The organism is Phragmitibacter flavus (assembly GCF_005780165.1).
GTDB lineage: Bacteria > Verrucomicrobiota > Verrucomicrobiia > Verrucomicrobiales > Verrucomicrobiaceae > Phragmitibacter > Phragmitibacter flavus.
In genome coordinates this window covers 1-18391 of sequence record NZ_VAUV01000023.1, presented here as the reverse complement: position 1 = coordinate 18391, position 18391 = coordinate 1, and the positions used below count along the sequence as shown (strand labels likewise).

Below are 18391 nucleotides of genomic sequence, written 5' to 3'. Positions count from 1 at the left end.
ACTACCCACCTCATCGTGCTTGCAGCCATTCACGATTGCATCTAATTCACCACCATGGGTTTGTATGAAACCTGGCAGCATATTGTCAGCAGTCACCACCAAAATATCGCCGTCCACCCGGCGGATTCAGCCCCCCTGCGCTTTCACGATCTGCAGTCGCTCGTCGACCAACAAACGCCACTTCCAGCCCGCCAGATCCAGCCCGCCAACGCCAGCGACGGCATCGTGCCATTCCTTGTGCAAACCCTGCGCGCCTGGCGCGACAACGCCATTCTTTGTCCCGTAGAATCCGATCTAACCCTGCCCAAACTCCCCGACGCCGACGTCATCCCCGCCCACATCGCCCACCTGAAGTTCACATCCGGCACCACCGGCGAGCCACGCTGCATCATGTTTCGCACCAGCCAGCTCGCTGCCGACGCCGAAAACATCCGCTCCACCATGGGACTCGATCCCGTCCATCCCAACCTCAGCGTCATCTCTCTCGCTCACAGCTACGGCTTCTCCAACCTCGTCCTCCCCCTCCTCCTTCAAGGCCATCCGCTCATCGTTGCCAGCGACGTCCTCCCCGCCTCTCTCGTTCGCGCCTGCTCGGGCAAACCCAGCATCACCCTTCCCGCCGTCCCCGCCATGTGGCGAGCCTGGTTCCGTGCCGGCATTCTCGACCAACTCCCCATTCACCTCGCCATCACCGCCGGTGCTCCCATGCCCGTCGAGCTCGAACAAACCATCCACCAGCAGCACAACCTCAAAATCCACAACTTCCTCGGCAGCAGCGAATGCGGTGCCATCGCTTACGACCCCAGCCCCGAACCCCGCACCGGCCCAAGCTACGTCGGCCATCCCGCCCACAACGTCCAAGTCACCATCTCTGCCGACAACTGCCTCGAAGTCCAAAGCAACGCCGTCGCCGAAGGTTACCTCCCTGCCCACCCCTCCCTCCAGCACGGCAAATTCATCACCACCGATCTCGCCGAACTCCACCGCCACGCCATCCACCTCCTTGGCCGCGCCAGCGACACCATCAATCTCGCCGGACGCAAACTCGATCCCACCGAAATCGAAACCCTCCTCCTTCAGCATCCCGACATCCACCACTGCGTCGTCTTTGGAGTCCCCAGCCGCGACGCCACCCGCTGCGAAGAAACCGTCGCCATCATCCGCACCGAGCTCCCTCTCACCCAATCCGAAATCGCCCAATGGATCGGCACCCAGCTCCCCCCCTGGAAACGCCCCCGCCACTACTGGTTCACCCAGGAGCTAACCCCCAACGCCCGCGGCAAAACTCCCCGACCCCTCTGGCGCGAAAAGTGGCTCAATCAGCACAAAATCGACGCCCGACCTCACACCAGTCTTGTTGACCAAAAATCGACCAGTTAGAACTGGGAGATGAACCGCCGCCATTTCCTCAGAACCACCGCCGCCGCGTCCGCCGCCCTCGCCCACACCCCGCTCCCCGCGCAAACCGCGACGAGTTATCCGCCCATCCGCCCCATCACCAGCGGCCCTCCTTTCCATTGGTTCGGTTATTACGACAAGCTGCAATTTGAATCCACCAATCGCTACGCCTTGACCAATCAGGTCGATTTCGAAGGCCGCTCCCCCACCCCCACCGATTCCATCAAGGTCGGCATGATCGACACCCAAACCGGTCAATGGACCGAATTCGGCACCTCCACCGCCTGGGGCTGGCAGCAAGGTTGCATGCTCCAATGGGTGCCTGGCAGCGACGACCACATCATCTGGAACGATCGCGAAAACGGCCAATACATCAGCCGCATCCTGAACATCAAAACCCGCGAGCAGCGCACCCTGCCGCTCGCCATCTACTCCCTCAGCCCCGATGGCAAATACGCGGTCTGCGCCGACTTCGCCCGCATCGACTTCTGCCGCAGCGGTTACGGCTACAGCGGCATCGACGCCGCCTGCAAAGACGAAAAAATCCCCGCCAAAAGCGGCATCTGGCGAATGGACCTGCAAACCGGCGAACACGAAATCATCTTCAGCCTCGCCGATGCCGCCGCCGTCAAACATCCCACCATCGACCTCAGCGAAAAATGGAACTGGTTCAACCACCTCCTCGTCGCCCAAGACAGCAAACGCGTCATCTTCCTGCACCGCTGGCGCGATGAAGTCGACATCCCCCGCGACAAAAAAACTGGCGGCTTCACCACCCGCATGTTCACCATCAACATCGACGGCACCGAACCCCACGTCCTTGAACCGAGCGGGGTTGTCAGCCACTTCATCTGGCGCGATCCCGATCACCTCGTCGCCTGGGCGCGCCCCGAAGCCGAAACCGAAGCCCGTGTCATTCTCTACAAAGACAAGACCCGCGAATACACCAAGATCGGCGTCGACACCATACCTCGCGACGGCCACATGACTTATGTCCCCAACACCAACAACGAATGGATGCTCTGCGACACCTACCCCGACAAAGTAACCCGCGAACAAACGCCTTTCCTCCTCCATATCGCCACCGACAAACGCATTGATCTCGGCAAGTTCGTCCTTCCCGCCGACTACAAAGGCGAGTTCCGCTGCGACCTCCATCCCCGCTGCACCAACGACGGCCGCAAGGTTATCATCGATTCCCCCCACGGCGGCCAAGGACGCCAGATGTGGGAGATTGACATCTCCGGTATCGTAAGCTGATTGCCTTGCCCGGAATGAGATCCTCACCTTTGACACACCTTCAGCCGATGACACGCAAAGAGGAGAAGCTCGTCCTAAAGATCGAAAAGGCGGGAATCAAAAAGTCGTTGAAGCTTGGCCACAAGCTGACGGAAGAAGAACTCCTTGAGCTGCGCATCCAAATCCTGCCCACCGCCTGGCGCATATTCATCGCAGTGGTGGGATTTGTTTGTGCAGTGATCAGTTACTTCTCCTTCCAAGCCGAATCCGATGCCTGGGGCGCGCTCTGGGCCGTGTCAGCGGTTCTGTTTTGGTTGTTCGCCATTTTTGGAGTTCGGCGAACTTTATCAGGCATCCTTGATTCGCTAAGTGATGCCCACGCTGGCGCCGAAATTGTGGAACTCGCCTTAAGAGGCATCGGCGCAGTGGTCGAAGGCATCTTTGACGGCGTTTAAATCATCGCTTGGCATCAAACCCGCTTCCAATCGTCCAGGCTCAAATGGTGCCTGTCAAAAAATTCACCCGATGGATCGATGATTCCAAATCGTCCAGTCATCCACCTTGCGATTATTCTATTTGTTATGGTTTTTCAGTTGTAGCCTAACAATTAAGCAAAAAAGATGCTTCTAAACATTGCCACGGCAGGACGAGTCGTGGTAAATTCGTGGCCGACCGTTTTCGAATTTATTCCTCGCATGATGTTCACCCTCCGTCTTGCCTGCTTGTTGGCACTCTCCGCAGCCTCATTGGCCCACTCGCAATCGTTCTCACCTGTTGCCGCAAACATTGCCTCCGAAGGATCGGCGATGGGCGCGATGGCCGCATCCAGACAATCGTTGCACGGTTCCAGCAGTTCCTCATCCGCCCCGCTTCCTCGCGTCTTCTCCCCCACCCTTCCCCGCGCCAGCTACACCCGCTATCCGTGGAAAACCGAAATCACCGCCACCGTTTTCTGGTGCGGCGAACTTCCCACTCAAAACAATCCCACTCCCAACACCAAAAGTTCGTGGGACACGGCCTGGATGCAAAGCTTTGGCGGTTATGACAATCCCGATCCCACCCAGCGTGTCGCCCATCCCGAATACCGCCCGACCAACTTCGTCCCCCAACAAAATCCCTTCTACATCGCTCTGCCTTACAACGATGTCCTCAATCATAAAACGACCAAACCCTCGGCCTTGAAGATGATCCCCTGGATCAAACAAACCTTCGAGCGACATGGTAAATCCGTCTGCCGCGACCGCTGGGTCGCCATCCGTGTCGGCAACCGCATCTGTTATGCCCAATGGAGCGATTGCGGCCCCTTCCTCACCGACGACGTCGATTACGTCTTCGGCAATGCCCGCCCTCAAAACGAGAAGAACGACGGTGCCGGCATCGACGTCTCCCCCGCCGTTCGCGACTACCTCGGCATGTCGGGCAAAAGCAAATGCGACTGGCGTTTTGTTGACGTTCACGAAGTTCCCGATGGCCCTTGGCGTCGCATGGGGCAGAACAACCACTTCGTGCAGAACCAAAAAGGCGCGCAGAGCAACGGCAGCCTCGTCGCCAACCGTCTGGAAGAACTCCGCCGCCAGCGTGATGCTTATCACCGCAAGTTTGGCAACGAGCAGATTCGCGCCCGCTGAACCGTCGCCCCTTGGACCTCACCCCCAGTGCTCCTTCGCCCGTGCTCATGACCTTTGAGTCATGGATGGCGCGCGCGCTGTTCGATCCCTCCAAAGGTTACTACACCGCCAATGTCGGCACCGTCGGCCGACGCGGCCACTTCAGCACCAGCGCCACCGCTTCTACCCTGCTTGCGCAAGGCATCGCCCGCTGGATCAAAAGCCAGATTCAAAAGCCAGCCCCTGCCATCATCGAAGTCGGCGGCGGCGATGGCTCCCTCATGCACGACCTTCGCCGCACCCTCGGTTGGTGGCAATCACGCCGCTACCAATGGCACATGGTCGAAGTCTCTCCTGTCCTGCAACTCAAACAACGCGAAAAACTCGGCACCTCCGTCACCTGGCACCAGCAGCTGCACAGCGCCCTCGATGAATGTAACGGCAACGCGCTCATCTATCACAACGAACTCGTCGACGCCTTCCCCGTTCGACTTCTGCAATGGTCCGCCGTCGATTCCCAGTGGCAGGAAATTCATCTCCAGCAAGAGCAACCAACCTGGAAGGAAACCCTCCTCCCATTCCCCCCGTCCGACATCCCCTTCACCCCCCTTTCCGTCACCCCACCTGCTCAGCCTCGCCAACGCATCGAGCTCCATGAAAGTTACCACCAATGGCTTCACTCATGGGCACCCCATTGGAAAAACGGGGCCATGCTCACCATCGACTACGGCGATCTCTTTCCCGCCATCTATCACCGACGCCCCACCGGCACCCTGCGCGCTTATCTCCACCATCAAACCCTCACCGGCCCCGAACTCTACCTCAACATGGGCCGACAGGACATCACCAGCGACGTCAACTTCTCCGACCTCATCGCCTGGGGCAACTCCCTCGGCTGGCAAGCCGAACCCCTCCTCACCCAGCGCGAATTTTTGCTCCCGGTCGCGTCCAAAAAACCCTCCGCAGCCGACGCCTTCCTGCTTGAAGAATTCGGCGCAGGAACCGCATTTAAAGTGCTGGTCCAAAAAGCTGGACCCTCCTCCTTCTAATCAAACTCAAGGAACAAGCACGCCTTCGACACGTTTCCAACTTCGTCGAAGGTCACCCCTTCCCGTTCCAACATCCGGCGTTTCTTCAACACATCCGGCCCCTCACTCTCACCACCAAATCCACCGAGACGAAGTGAGGCACTGATCACCCGATGACAAGGGATCTCCGGTCCAAATGGACAGCGACGCAACGCCTGTCCAACCGCCCGTGATGAACCACAGTTGACCACCCGGGCGATCGCAACATACGTGCTCACCTTGCCACGCGGAATCATGCTCACCGCATCATAGACACGGGTTTCAAATGCCGTTGGCTCCCGGCTCAGCACTACCGATTCCCCTCCATCACCGCGACCCCATCGGCCACGTCAGTGCCATTGCCAAACCAGTTGCCACGCACCCAGTTGTCCTTCCCGCCCGTTGCCTTGAACGACACCACCGCCTTCCGCTCCTCCCGGTCATCGCGGATCATACAATCACTCACCCTGCTCCTCACACAGTCACGCATCAAAAGCCCGATCCCATCACTGTCAAGAATGCTGCAATCCGTCACCGTGAACCGGTCGCACCTCTCCAGCAACACCGCCGCCTCCTTGCCCCACACCCCCTTCACCAGCAGCCCGCTCAACTTGCTGTCCTGACAATCCCGGAACACCAGCCCATTCTTGTCCTTCGCCCAGTTGCCATTCACCACATAGCGCGGATTCCGATCAAAATCATTCGGCCCCACCACGATCGCCTGACTGTTCTCCACTAATAAGTCATGCTCAAATCCCTCCCAAAACGTGTTTCCCACGATCGTCACCCCGCGCGCATGATCCAGGTGCACATTCACCATCACATCGCTAAACACATTGCCCGTGATCGTGATATGCCCCTCCTGCGTCGCCAGCGCATTCTTCGTCGAAGTCACCCCCTTGCCCAGCACCCGGATGTTCGCACTTCCTGCCGACTTCGAATTGTGCTGAATCGTGCACCCCGTGATCGCCACCTCCGCCGTGCTTCCCTCCCGACAATCAATCAACACATTCGCCGTCGCCTCCCCCTCCGGCTTCATGTTGCTCTCGATGTCACAACTCCCGATGTGCACATTGCGCACCTCCCCTCCGCGCAGCACGATCCCGCCCCCCGCATTGTAGCTGATGTGACTCCCCGTGATGTTGAACTGATGCAGGTTCACGTGATCAAAAAACACCCCGCAACCCCGGTTCTCGTAGAAGTGGCAATTGCTCACAATCACATTCCGATTCCGCCTCACCAGCCGCAATCCATGCCGCACCCGATGCACCCGACTCTCCGTTACCGTCAACTGCATCACCCCATTCGCCTCGATCCCATCCGCCTCTTCATGATCCCCCACAATCTCCATCCCCCGCACCATCGGCATCCTTTCCTTTTCCCAGACCTTCTCCTTCACCTGCTTCGGATCCGCCGACCCCTCATGAGTCCCCAAAAACAAAAAAGCCGGACCGGAACCCGCCATCACCACCTTCGCCGTCCCATCACTCATCAACGAAGTAAACCCACTCTCCTCCAGCCTCACCGTCACCGTCTTTTGTAACCGATACACCCCCTTAGGAAACACCACCCCTCCAATCCCCGCATCCACCGCCCGCTGAATCGCCAAGCTGTCATCCGTCACCCCATCCCCCACCGCCCCAAAATCCCGCACCGTCTTGGTCGTCTCCCCCTTCGAGTTCATCGTCTCCCCCGCCCACCCATTCCCACAGAACAAAACCAACCCCAAACCCAACACCCAAGACAAGCATAAAAAAACAAAGCGCCGCATCCCAAACCAACGCCACCAACCCATCAACTTCATCACCCACCACTCAAAAAATCCCCTTCCCCAATCGGCCCCCTAAGTCTCGTCAGTCTGATTTCCCTCTTCACTCGGACCACCGACGTCACGTCGATCAAAAAATTGGTAGGGATGCGCTGCGTCGCGTCCGAAACTTTTTCTTCCGGACCCCCACCATGGAGCGCCGACGTATCGTCGGCCTACAATCCCTCCTTCACTCGGACTCCCCCATGGAGCGCCGACGTGTCGTCGGCCTACAATCCCTCCTTCACTCGGACCACCGACGTAACGTCGGTCATCCCCCCTCAACCCCAGCGTCCTCTTCAGTCGAATCCCCACCATGGAGCGCCGACGTGTCGTCGGCCTACAATCCCTCCTTCAGTCGGACTACCGACGTCACGTCGGTCATCCCCCCTCAACCCTATCGTCCTCTTCAGTCGAATCCCCACCATGGAGCGCCGACGTATCGTCGGCCAACCCCATTTAGTCGGACCACCGACGTAACGTCGGTCATCCCCCTACTACCTAAACTTTCCCCAAGCCACCCCGACATCCCACTTCCGACATCCCACTTCCGACTTCCCACTTCCGACTTCAAAAATCCGTCCCCCTGCACCGAAAAACCAGCCGCTGACTTCAAAAAACCGACCGCATGCAGTCGCAAACCAGCCACTCACATTCAAAATCCGGTCGCTTACATCGCCCAAATCGTCAGGTGCACAGGCAATTCGGCCACTGACATCAGCAAATTGCTCACGCGCAGTAACAAATCACTCGCTCACACTCAAAATCCGGGCGCTTACATTCAAAAACTGACCACGTGCATTCAAAATCCGGTCGCGTGCAGTCAAAAACTGGCCGCTTACACTGGCAAACCGGACACTTACATTGAAAAACTGACCACGTGCATTCAAAAACCAGCCGCTGACATCACCAAACCAGCCGCTTACATTAAAAATCCGACCACGTGCAGTAGCAAACTGACCGCTTACATTCAAATTTTGTCCGCAGGCACGCAAAAATTGAGCTTGGAAGCACGCCAACGCTAAAACCCAATAAAACGTTTGCGCCATATCAACGCACTTCGCCATACTTACCCCTCAAATCTCTAGCTTTGTCCGCCGCTTCTGCCAGCCGAAGAAAAGATCGATCAAGCTCTCCAAGACTCTCTCATGACCCCACTTCAAAACATCCTCGCCAAATACCGTGCCACCTCCCAAACCGAACGCGAAAAAGGCACCTATTTCGAGGAACTCATCCGCACCTATTTCCGATTCGAAGCCTCCTATGCCGACCTCTACTCCGACGTGTGGCTCTATTCCGATTGGGCAAAACAAATCGGCGGCCCTCAATTCGGCTTCTCGGCGAAAGACACAGGCATCGACCTTGTCGCCAAGACTCGTGGCACCGACGAATACCACGCCATCCAGTGCAAATGCTACGCACCCGACTACCGCGTTCGCAAAGCCGACATCGACTCCTTCTTCACCGCCTCCGGCCAGAAGCCCTTCACTCAGCGGATCATTCTCACCACCACTAACGACTGGAGCGACAACGCCGAAAACTCTCTCAGCAATCAACAGCCCCCGGTCTACAAAATCGATCTCCTCGACTTGGAGAACTCCCAGATCGATTGGGCAAAATACCAGCCAAGCGCTCCGCCGGTGCTCAAGAAAAAGAAAGAACTACGCCACCACCAAACCAGCGCCCGCACCAACGTCCTGCTCGGCTTCAAATCTGCCGACCGTGGCAAGCTCATCATGGCCTGTGGCACAGGCAAAACCTTCACCAGTCTAAAAATCGCCGAAGAAGCCGCAGGGAAAAACAAGCTCGTCCTTTTTCTCGTCCCCAGCCTTAACCTCCTCTCCCAAACCCTTACCGAGTGGACCCAGGAAAGTGCCATCCCCCTCCACTCGTTCGCCGTATGCTCTGACTCCGAAGTCGGCAAAAAGCGCAACAAGGACGAAGACATCGTTCAAACCTACGCTCACGAACTCCGCTACCCAGCCACCACCGACGCCAAGCGACTTGCTTCCGAAGTCAAAAAGCGTCACGACGCCCAACACCTCAGCGTCATCTTCTCCACCTACCACTCCCTCGAAGTCATCAGCCGCGCCCAGCACCTTCACGGCCTCCCACCTATTGATCTGGTCATTTGCGACGAAGCTCACCGCACTACCGGTGCCACCTTCGATTCACAAGAAGAAAGCAACTTCGTCAAAATCCACGACAACGAATACATTCGCGCGCACAAGCGCCTCTACATGACCGCGACTCCGCGCATTTACGCGGACATCGCCAAAGCCACCGCCGAGCGGGACAATGTCGCCCTGGCTTCCATGGACGACGAAGCCCTTTACGGAAAACAGTTCCACGTCATCACCTTCTCCGAAGCCGTCCAGCTCGAACTCCTCACCGACTACAAGGTCCTCGTCCTCACCATTGACGAAGCCCACGTCAGCGCCCGCCTTCAAAACCTCCTCAAGGACGAAAACAACCAGCTCAAAGTCGACGACGCCGCCCGCATCATCGGATGCTGGAAAGCCCTCAGCAAACAAGGCCTTAACCAGGACCTTAGCTTCGATCCCGACCCCATGCGTCGCGCCGTCGCCTTCTGTCAGGTCATCGAGCGTCACCAAGGGCAAAAAAGCCACAAAGTGAGTTCCAAAGAAATCGCCTCCATGTTCCAGGCCGTTGTTGAGGCCTATCAAGAACAAGAAGACAGCGACGTATCCCTCCTCTGCGAAGCCGCTCATGTCGACGGCACCATGAACGCCGCCCAAAAGGAGGAAAAACTCAACTGGCTCAAAGCCCCCTCTCCCGAAAACACCTGCCGCATCCTCAGCAACGTCCGCTGCCTTTCCGAAGGCGTCGACGTTCCCGCCCTTGATGCCGTCCTCTTCCTCACCCCGCGCAACTCCCAAGTCGACGTCGTTCAATCCGTCGGCCGCGTCATGCGCCGCACCCCCGATGGCAAAAAGAAACTCGGCTACGTCATCCTCCCCGTCGTCATTCCTGCTGGCATCGAACCCCACGAAGCCCTCAACGACAACAAAACCTACAAAGTCGTCTGGGATGTCCTCCAAGCCCTCCGTTCTCACGACGACCGATTCGACGCCTTCGTCAACAAGCTAGACCTCATCGGAAAAGACACTCGCAAGATGGAGGTTATTGCCATCACCGACAAGGTTCAGAAAAAGAGCACCAAAACCAAATCCGATTCTAAGTCTAGCGCTAAGAGCGGCAACACCATAGCCGAACCAGCCACTCCTTATGTCGTCGAAACTCAGACCGAACTCGCCTTCAATGTCGGCGAACTCGAACGCGCGCTCTACGCCAAGCTCGTCAAGAAATGCGGTAACCGTAATCACTGGGAAGACTGGGCAAACGACATCGCCAAGATCGCCCGCACCCACATCACCCGCATCACCCAGCTTGTCAGCAATCCTCAGAATACCAAAGAAGTCGCCGCTTTCACCGCCTTCGCCCACGAACTTCGAGACGACCTCAACGACTCCATAACTGACGCTGAAGTCATTGAGATGCTCGCCCAGCATCTCATCACCAAACCTGTCTTTGACGCCCTGTTTGAGGAATATTCATTCGCCAGCCAAAATCCTGTCTCCCAAGCCATGCAGCAGGTGCTCAATGTGCTTAATGAACACCGTCTGGACAAAGAAGCCGACACCCTGGACAAATTCTACGCCAGCGTTAAAGAGCGCGCCAAAGATATCGACAACGCCGCAGCCAAACAGAAAATCGTCGTTGAACTATACGACAAATTCTTTCGTAAGGCCTTCCCAAAGATGACCGAGCGCCTCGGCATCGTCTACACCCCCGTCGAAGTCGTCGACTTCATCATCCACAGCATCAATGACCTCCTCCAAAGCGAATTCGGCCAGACCCTCGGCAGCAAAGGCATCCACATCATCGACCCCTTCACCGGCACCGGCACCTTCATCACCCGCCTCCTCCAAAGCGGCCTCATCAGCAAAGAACAGCTTCCCCACAAATACCAACACGAGATCCACGCCAACGAAATCGTCCTCCTCGCCTACTACATCGCCGCCATCAACATCGAAGCCGTCTATCACGCCATCGTCGGCGGCGAGTATGAAGCCTTCCAGGGCATCTGCCTCACCGACACCTTCCAGATGTATGAGAAGGGCGACCTCGTCAGCGAACTGATGGAGCACAACAGCGCCCGGCGGAAGCGCCAGAAGGCCCTCGATATCCGGGTCATCATGGGCAACCCGCCGTATTCAGAAGGACAAGACAGTGAGAACGACAACACCGGGAACTTGGTTTACCCGCACTTGGACGACCGAATTCGCAGCACCTATGTCATGCAATCGCGAGGAACACTCTCAAAAGGGCTCTACAACAGCTACGTCCGAGCGATCCGATGGGCGTCTGACCGTATAGGGAAGAGTGGCATTATTGGCTTCGTTACAAACGGCGGCTTCGTGGACACGAACTCAGCGGATGGGCTTCGCAAATGTTTGGCCGACGAATTCTCAAGCATTCACATCTTCCACCTTCGGGGAGATCAGCGGACTCAGGGGGAGCGGTCCCGGAAAGAAGGAGGTAAAATCTTTGGCGGCGGCAGCCGTGCCCCAATCGCGATTAGTTTACTTGTGAAAAACGCCGTCGCACAGGAAAGAGGGCAGATTCATTTTCATGACATTGGGGAATACCTCAGTCGCGAAGAGAAACTCGCCAAAATAGTCGAGTTTCAAGACATCCGAGGGATCACAGACGCGGAAGGGTGGAAAACAATTGTTCCAGATCCACATGGGGATTGGTTAAGGCAACGCGACGCCAGCTTTGTGGAACACATTGCGGCTGGTGACAAGAAGGGGGATGGCCAAAAGGTTTTCGCGAACTTCTCCCAAGGCGTGCTGACGGGCCGAGATAAATGGTGTTTTAACGGCTCGAAATCTGCCGTGGCTTCGAATGTGGCGCGCATGATTGAGTTCTACAATCGTGAGTGCGAACGGTTTGCTAAGGCGCACCCAGGCCTCGACCGGAAGGCAAGCGAAAGCGCCCTTGAGGCGTTCATCAACACTGACTCGATGCAAATCAGTTGGACCCACAACTTAAAACAAGACTTAGCCCGTGGACGGAGGGTTAAGTTTGAGGCCGGCGCCATTAGACAAGGCGTCTATCGGCCATTCACAAAGCAGTGGATGTATTTCAACCGAACCCTCAACGAGAGGGTCTACCAAATGCCCAAAATCTTCCCTCCCTCAAAGGTGGAGAATTTGGCGATATGCACTTCAGCTCCAGGCTGCATCACCGGGTTCACCGCACTTGTTTCAAATGTTCCAGTCGAGTTTTGTATCTCTGCGATGAAAGGAGGAACCCAGTGTTTTCCCCTCTACCTTTTCGAGAAGGCGGGGGATACCGATGACGACGAATTGTTTGAAAGCAATAGCGACGCTAGTGAGCCAACCTACACCCGCAGCGACGCGATCACCGACGCGGGGCTGGCGCATTTCCAAGCGGCGTATCCTGGCGATGCGATCAACAAGGAAGACCTCTTTTATTACATCTACGGCCTGCTGCATTCGCCCGTCTACCGCAGCCGCTACGCTGACAACCTGGGCAAAGAACTCCCGCGCATTCCCGCCGTAAAAACCTACGCCGACTTCCGCGCCTTTACTCAAGCAGGCCGCGACCTCGCCCACTTGCATCTCAACTACGAAACCGTGTCAATCCACCCCGGAGCGAAACTCGACACCCGCAAAGTGCCTCGCGCGGCCCTCACTGACGCCGACTACCGGGTGACGAAGATGAAATTTGCCAAGACCCGCGACCCCCACGGCAAAAACGTGAGTGACAAGAGCACTGTGATCTACAATGACCGCATCACTGTCCGCGACATTCCGCTGGAGGCTTACGAATACGTGGTAAACGGCAAACCTGCCCTCGAATGGGTGATGGAACGCCAGGCCGTGACCACCGACAAAGACAGCGGCATCGTCAACGACGCCAACCTCTGGGCCATCGAAACCATGGGCAACCCAAAATATCCGCTTGAACTTTTCCTCCGTATCATCACCGTCAGCTTGGAAACAATCAAAATTGTCAGCGGCCTTCCCAATCTTGATATAGAAAAAGCCAATTCCTAGTTCCCCTATTCAAAAAAATCGACAAAATGAGAGCTAGATCCCGCCTCCTATTAAGAAAAATAATGCTTTGGAGGAAGGATCGAACTCTTTGCCAAACGGTTAGTAAGCACTTCAAACGACGCTCCCTGATTTTAAAGCGACTTAAAGAGCGCGAAGAAGAGAAAGAGTATCGCGACTATTTTCGAAAACAGAGAAGCGCCAAGATAGATCTACCACCCTACTTAACTAAAAACAGTTGGGAGCATGAATTGAACTTTAAACTTTGGATCACCAAAGGCGCTCGATTCAATGCAGCAAGAAGGTGTGAGGAAATGGACAACTATGGAATGTGGGCAAACACCATCCTTTCTTCATATTTGATAATAGTGGGCCTCATTCCCTATTTTCCACATCCCATTTTTAAAACAATCTCACCAGAGCTCTTGGGATTCGGAACAACATCGCTCTCAGTCTTGCTCCTTGCTCAAACCCTTATCGTTACCTCACGACACTATCAACTCCAGGCCCGGTCACACCATGACTGCGCACTGAAGATTGGTCATTTGTATGACGTCCTTAGACAAGCCAAAGAAATCAAAGACGACAGAAAGAAACGCGCCGAGATCTCACGAGTGACAAAGGAATATGAGGCATTGTTGCCAAACTACGCCAATCATTTCCCTATTGATCATGACATGTTTCAAACTCTTAAACCCACATGGTTCAAATTGGGATGCTGGAAAGTATTTCGCATTAAGGCACGCTACTACTTTCATACACGATGCATCATGGATGCAGTTATCCTACTTGGTGTCCTACTCATCATCCTAGGTGTCTGGCGCGGTTCACTCATCAATTCGTCAGTCTAACGATTTCACCTTTTTAGGGAAAAAAAGAGACGGCATCGATCTTTTGGCATGCCCATTGCTTCCCACTAACGCGCCGCCCAAAACGGTAACAACTCCCGAAGCTGCTTGCTTGGCAAAGCATCCTGCTGACTCGTTTTTCTGACAAGCGTCTTTTGTAACATCGCTTCACAAGACACTGAAGAGAGCGGATCGATTCAGTCCTGCACTGCCACAGTCAACACGGCGATGGGAAGGGTCACCTTTTCGGGACTCAATGTTAGTAGTCCAAGCAAACGGTCTGAAGCGCCCTTGGCCGTTTTCAGACTCTCAACCCTCAACTCTCATCCCCCATCCCCCCTATGACTGACTGACAAGGCAACAAACTGCGCATGGCCACGTCCACGCTCGAATACCTCCGCCGCGAAAGCTATGTCCCATTGTGGACCGCCAATGCAGGCTTCAACCAGGCCGTGACCAAACTGGCCACCCTTACCAGCAACATCGCCAGTCTCGGTGATCTGCAGCGCACCGCGCGTGCCGGACAAAGGCTCTCCAAAGAAAACCTCAGCGAACAAATGATTGTCGCCACCCTTGCCGTCTCCGGCATCGTGGCGGCTTATGCTCATGAGGCCGGCAACATCCCCTTGCGCGAACGCTTCGGCTTCCCACGCACTTATCTGGCTTCCCTCAAAGATGGCGAACGTTCCGCCGCTGCGTTGAATCTATACACCGAAGCCGCCGCGTTGTTCGCTGACCAAACCACCACCCCGCCACCCGCCGGACAACCCAGCCTTGCCGGATTCGGAATGACTGCCGCTTTACTGAGCGCCATGGAATCCGCCGTGACCCAATACGACCTGATGAAAGACGCCCCTCGCGGTGCCCAGGTTTCCATTTCCCAATCCACCGACGCCGTCGAAGCCGCCTTCAAGAAACTCGATGATCACTTCGAATGGTCCCTGGATAAGTTGATGCAGCAGTTCGTCATTGCGGAACCCGTCTTCTTCCAGGGTTACAGAAACGCCCGCGCCATCCTCGACATCGGCGTCCGCCACGACCCCGACGAGGAGCCTAATCCTACTCCTCCTCTTACTCCTCCTCCTACTCCATAGCCGCCACATATCCTCAATCTTGGGGAGCATACGCGTCCCGCGTGTCGTTCTGCGCATCCTGCGCAGAACCCGAACGTCTGCACGTTTGCAATAGAGGAAGGAGCGTGGGCACTCCTGCCTGCCATTCGACAAACCTCGGCGCAACTGCAAAATACGGCGGACAGGAATGTCCGCACTCCCACCCCACGTGACGCCATCGCGTCATTGACGCCACCTCACCCACCCGCAACACTAGCCGGGTGACCCGGTTCTTCACCGCCCTCATCTTCCTCCTTCTTTTCCTCCCCGGCCCAACCCACGCCGAAAGTCCCGGCACCTCCAGCTCTTCCTCCTCGTGGAACCCGCTGCGCCTCCACCAGCAATCCCGCGCTCTTCGCACCCAGCTCGACCAACTCGAAACCAATTTCCGCCAGCTCCCCGCCCCCAACGTCACCTCACAAACCCACGGTCGCATCGGCTTCCATGGCCGCGCCCAACATCCCGCCTGGCTCGAACTCGACCTCGGCCAATCGACCACCCCCGAACAAATCGTCCTGTTCCCCGCCCGCATCAGCGATCCCGCACCCGGCGACCCCGACAGCGGATTCCCCTCCGAAATCACCGTCTCCCTCAGCCCCACTTCAGGTCAACCCGGAACCATCATCGCCCAATGGCGCGAAGCCACCCCCGGCGAAGGCATCACCCTGCCGTTCCTCAAACTCCACCCCGTCGCACCCACCAACGCTCGTTACCTCCGACTCGACATCCACGGCTTCCGCCGCCGCCAGTCCTCGCAATTCTTCTCCCTCGGCGAAATCGTCGTCCTCAACCAAAACGGCCAGAACATCGCCCTCGGCAAAACCGTCACCTCCTCCGCCGAAATCCTCAATCCCCCACGCTGGACCAACCAAAATCTTACCGACGGCCACCTCTGGTGCGGCCAGTTGACCGGCCCCCAACCTTCCCCCAGCAACGGCTACCACAGCGTCATCGCCGCCAACTCCTCCGAAGTCCCCAAATGGGTTGAAGTCGACCTCCAAAAAGATCACCCCATCGACGAAATCCGCCTCATCCCCGCCCGCCCCCGCGACTACGCCGACATCACCGGCTTCGGCTTCCCCCCCACCTTCCGCGTCCTCGCCTACACCGATCAATCTCCCACCAACCCTCAACTCCTCTGGCAAACTCCCCCCACAGGTTTCCCCAATCCCGGCGACAGCATGGTCACCCTGCCCATCGCCAACATCCCCGCCCGCCGCATCCGCATCGAAGCCACCTCCCTCTGGGCCCGCACCGGCGACTACATCTTCGCCCTCGCTGAACTCGAAGTGTATTCCCAAGGAAAAAACATCGCCCTCAATCAACCCGTCCGCTCCCTCGACCAAGTCCAAACCCCCATCTGGACCCAGCCCGCCTTGGTCGACGGCTACTCCAGTCAGCGCCGACTTCTCGACTGGCCCACCTGGCTCGCCGCCATCACCCAACGCCAAAACCTCGAACAACAATCCACCCATCTCTCCGCCCAACTGCAACTCACCCAAACCCAGTTCCAAACCGCCCTCATCCGCAGCAGCTTCCTCCTCGCCATCATTCTCCTGACCCTCTTCCTCATCGGCCTCCTCTGGCAAAAACGCCGACTCCATCTCGCCCGCATCGAAGTCCGCGAACGCCTCGCCCGCGACTTCCACGACGAAGTCGGCAGCCGTCTCAGCCACCTTGCCTTGGTCGCCGAACTCGCCAAAAACGAAACCTCCAATCCCGAACGCACCCATCAACGCCTTAGCACCCTCGCCGACAGCGCCCGCGAAACCATCGACTCCATGCGCGACCTCGTCTGGCTCCTCGACCCCCAACCCGGCAACTGGCAAACCATCAGCCAGCGCCTCGAACAAACCGCCCGTCGCATCCTCGAACCCGCCGTCTCCAACCTCACCATCCAATCCAACCCACCGCCAACAGACCTCAAACCACCTCCCGTCGAATGGTCCCGCGACCTGCTCCTCTTCGTCAAGGAAGCCTGCGCCAACACCGCCCGCCATAGTCAGGCCGACACCGCCAACTTCACCCTCGACTGGACCCCAAAAAACCTCCACCTCACCCTCCACGACAACGGCATCGGTTTCGACGAATCCTCCCCCCAATTCCAGCCCGGTGCAGGCCTCCGCAACCTCCGCACCCGCGCCACCCGACTCCACGCCAAACTCGATCTCCAGTCCACCACCCCTAACAACGGCACCACCCTCACCCTCACCGTCCCCCTCCCGTAGATCCTAATCCAAATGTCCACCACCGGCACCACCCACATCTGGATCATCGAAGACAATCGCCCCCTCCGCGAAGTCCTCGCCGAAACCCTCCGCACCGCCTGTGACAACTGGACCATCCAAGCCTTTCCCTCCTGCGAAGACGCCTTCAAAACCCTCAACATCAACCTCACCACCGCCCCCCAGGTCGTCATCATGGACCTCGGCCTCCCCGGCATGAACGGCCTCGAAGGCATCACCCATCTCAAACAGACCTCACCCAATACCGAGATCGTCGTCTTCACCGTGTTTGACGACATCGATAAAATCTACACCGCCATCTGCGCCGGAGCCTCTGGATACCTCCTCAAATCCACCCCTCCCCAAGCCCTCGTCGAAGGCATCCACGAAGTCCTCAACGGCGGCTCCCCCATGCATCCCCAGGTCGCCCGCAAAGTCCTCACCCGACTCAACACCACCCGCCCCCCAACCCCCGAACCCGGCGAAACCCTCTCCGATCGCGAACGCGAAGTCCTCGAATGCATGGTCGACGGCCTCATCAAAAAAGAAATCGCCGACCGCCTCACCCTCAGCATCCACACCGTCGACAACTGCCTCCGCCGCATCTACCGCAAACTCCACGTCAACACCATGCAAGGCGCCGTCGCCAAAGCCATGCGCGACCGCCTCGTCTAGTCCATGGAGCACCGACGTGTCGTCGGTCTAAAGCCCACAGCCAAAGCCCTTCACCGCAACCGAAGTCTCACCAGTCGGACCACCGACGTTTCGTCGGTCTACAGGCCACAGCCAAAGAACCTCTCTCGCCATTCCTTCCCCGCAGCCAGAAACCTTCATCCGTCGGACCACCGACGTGTCCAGACTGTGTAAAAAGCCCATTCCATCCGTTGATGGCCCGTCAATGGGTGCGCAATGGCCAACAAGGGAGGCCTTTCCTTGATCTGCGTGACCTTCTCTTGATGACTTGCTCGCTTGTCTTCTAAC

13 protein-coding genes are annotated in these 18391 nt (G+C 57.2%); 10 read left to right on the top strand and 3 right to left on the bottom strand.

Going from position 1 to position 18391, the window contains the following annotated elements:
• The first annotated feature begins 54 nt into the window (after positions 1-54).
• From FEM03_RS22145 to FEM03_RS22125, 5 genes are all read left to right on the top strand, one after another.
• Positions 55-1380, top strand: coding sequence for a class I adenylate-forming enzyme family protein (locus FEM03_RS22145; protein ID WP_138088500.1), 1326 nt, complete (start codon positions 55-57; stop codon positions 1378-1380).
• Positions 1381-1389: 9 nt separating this feature from the next.
• Entirely contained in the window at positions 1390-2658 is a 1269-nt protein-coding gene (locus FEM03_RS22140; RefSeq protein ID WP_138088499.1) for a twin-arginine translocation signal domain-containing protein, read from the top strand.
• A gap of 47 nt (positions 2659-2705) precedes the next feature.
• A complete protein-coding gene (locus FEM03_RS22135) occupies positions 2706-3092 on the top strand; it encodes a hypothetical protein (RefSeq protein ID WP_138088498.1) in 387 nt (128 codons plus the stop codon).
• Between the two features lie 240 nt (positions 3093-3332).
• Complete coding sequence (locus FEM03_RS22130) at positions 3333-4265, top strand: hypothetical protein (RefSeq protein WP_240772874.1); 933 nt, start codon at positions 3333-3335, stop codon at positions 4263-4265.
• Positions 4266-4330: 65 nt separating this feature from the next.
• Positions 4331-5293 (top strand): SAM-dependent methyltransferase, encoded by a 963-nt coding sequence (locus tag FEM03_RS22125; RefSeq protein ID WP_206171109.1) that lies wholly within the window; start codon positions 4331-4333, stop codon positions 5291-5293.
• Here the strand turns inward: FEM03_RS22125 and FEM03_RS22120 are convergent.
• From FEM03_RS22120 to FEM03_RS22110, 3 genes are all read right to left on the bottom strand, one after another.
• On the bottom strand, positions 5290-5622 hold the full coding sequence (locus tag FEM03_RS22120) for an MGMT family protein (RefSeq protein ID WP_276609666.1): 333 nt from the start codon (positions 5620-5622) through the stop codon (positions 5290-5292). The two genes, FEM03_RS22125 and FEM03_RS22120, sit on opposite strands and share 4 nt — an antisense overlap.
• Positions 5622-7049 (bottom strand): right-handed parallel beta-helix repeat-containing protein, encoded by a 1428-nt coding sequence (locus tag FEM03_RS22115; protein WP_240772876.1) that lies wholly within the window; start codon positions 7047-7049, stop codon positions 5622-5624. Before FEM03_RS22115 ends, FEM03_RS22120 begins: the two co-directional genes overlap by 1 nt.
• Before the next feature lie 815 nt (positions 7050-7864).
• A complete protein-coding gene (locus FEM03_RS22110; protein ID WP_138088496.1) occupies positions 7865-8167 on the bottom strand; it encodes a hypothetical protein in 303 nt (100 codons plus the stop codon).
• A 99-nt stretch (positions 8168-8266) separates the two neighbouring features.
• On the opposite strand from FEM03_RS22110, the gene FEM03_RS22105 reads away from it, so the two are divergent.
• The 5 genes from FEM03_RS22105 to FEM03_RS22085 all read left to right on the top strand — a co-directional run bounded on the left by FEM03_RS22105 (position 8267) and on the right by FEM03_RS22085 (position 18085).
• Complete coding sequence (locus FEM03_RS22105) at positions 8267-13228, top strand: DEAD/DEAH box helicase (protein ID WP_138088495.1); 4962 nt, start codon at positions 8267-8269, stop codon at positions 13226-13228.
• A gap of 26 nt (positions 13229-13254) precedes the next feature.
• Entirely contained in the window at positions 13255-14076 is an 822-nt protein-coding gene (locus FEM03_RS22100; protein ID WP_138088494.1) for an SLATT domain-containing protein, read from the top strand.
• A gap of 368 nt (positions 14077-14444) precedes the next feature.
• On the top strand, positions 14445-15167 hold the full coding sequence (locus FEM03_RS22095) for a hypothetical protein (protein WP_138088493.1): 723 nt from the start codon (positions 14445-14447) through the stop codon (positions 15165-15167).
• A gap of 239 nt (positions 15168-15406) precedes the next feature.
• Entirely contained in the window at positions 15407-17413 is a 2007-nt protein-coding gene (locus FEM03_RS22090; RefSeq protein WP_138088492.1) for a histidine kinase, read from the top strand.
• A 12-nt stretch (positions 17414-17425) separates the two neighbouring features.
• Positions 17426-18085, top strand: a complete 660-nt coding sequence (locus FEM03_RS22085) for a response regulator (protein ID WP_138088491.1) — start codon at positions 17426-17428, stop codon at positions 18083-18085.
• Positions 18086-18391 lie beyond the last annotated feature (306 nt).

Bases quoted from the DNA above. Each gene is read 5' to 3' on its own strand.
- FEM03_RS22085 (WP_138088491.1), top strand. From the start codon at position 17,426: ATGTCCACCACCGGCACCACCCACATCTGGATCATCGAAGACAATCGC.
- FEM03_RS22095 (WP_138088493.1), top strand. From the start codon at position 14,445: ATGGCCACGTCCACGCTCGAATACCTCCGCCGCGAAAGCTATGTCCCA.
- FEM03_RS22130 (WP_240772874.1), top strand. From the start codon at position 3,333: ATGATGTTCACCCTCCGTCTTGCCTGCTTGTTGGCACTCTCCGCAGCC.
- FEM03_RS22100 (WP_138088494.1), top strand. From the start codon at position 13,255: ATGAGAGCTAGATCCCGCCTCCTATTAAGAAAAATAATGCTTTGGAGG.
- FEM03_RS22110 (WP_138088496.1), bottom strand. From the start codon at position 8,167: ATGGCGCAAACGTTTTATTGGGTTTTAGCGTTGGCGTGCTTCCAAGCT.
- FEM03_RS22125 (WP_206171109.1), top strand. From the start codon at position 4,331: ATGGCGCGCGCGCTGTTCGATCCCTCCAAAGGTTACTACACCGCCAAT.
- FEM03_RS22140 (WP_138088499.1), top strand. From the start codon at position 1,390: ATGAACCGCCGCCATTTCCTCAGAACCACCGCCGCCGCGTCCGCCGCC.
- FEM03_RS22135 (WP_138088498.1), top strand. From the start codon at position 2,706: ATGACACGCAAAGAGGAGAAGCTCGTCCTAAAGATCGAAAAGGCGGGA.
- FEM03_RS22145 (WP_138088500.1), top strand. From the start codon at position 55: ATGGGTTTGTATGAAACCTGGCAGCATATTGTCAGCAGTCACCACCAA.
- FEM03_RS22105 (WP_138088495.1), top strand. From the start codon at position 8,267: ATGACCCCACTTCAAAACATCCTCGCCAAATACCGTGCCACCTCCCAA.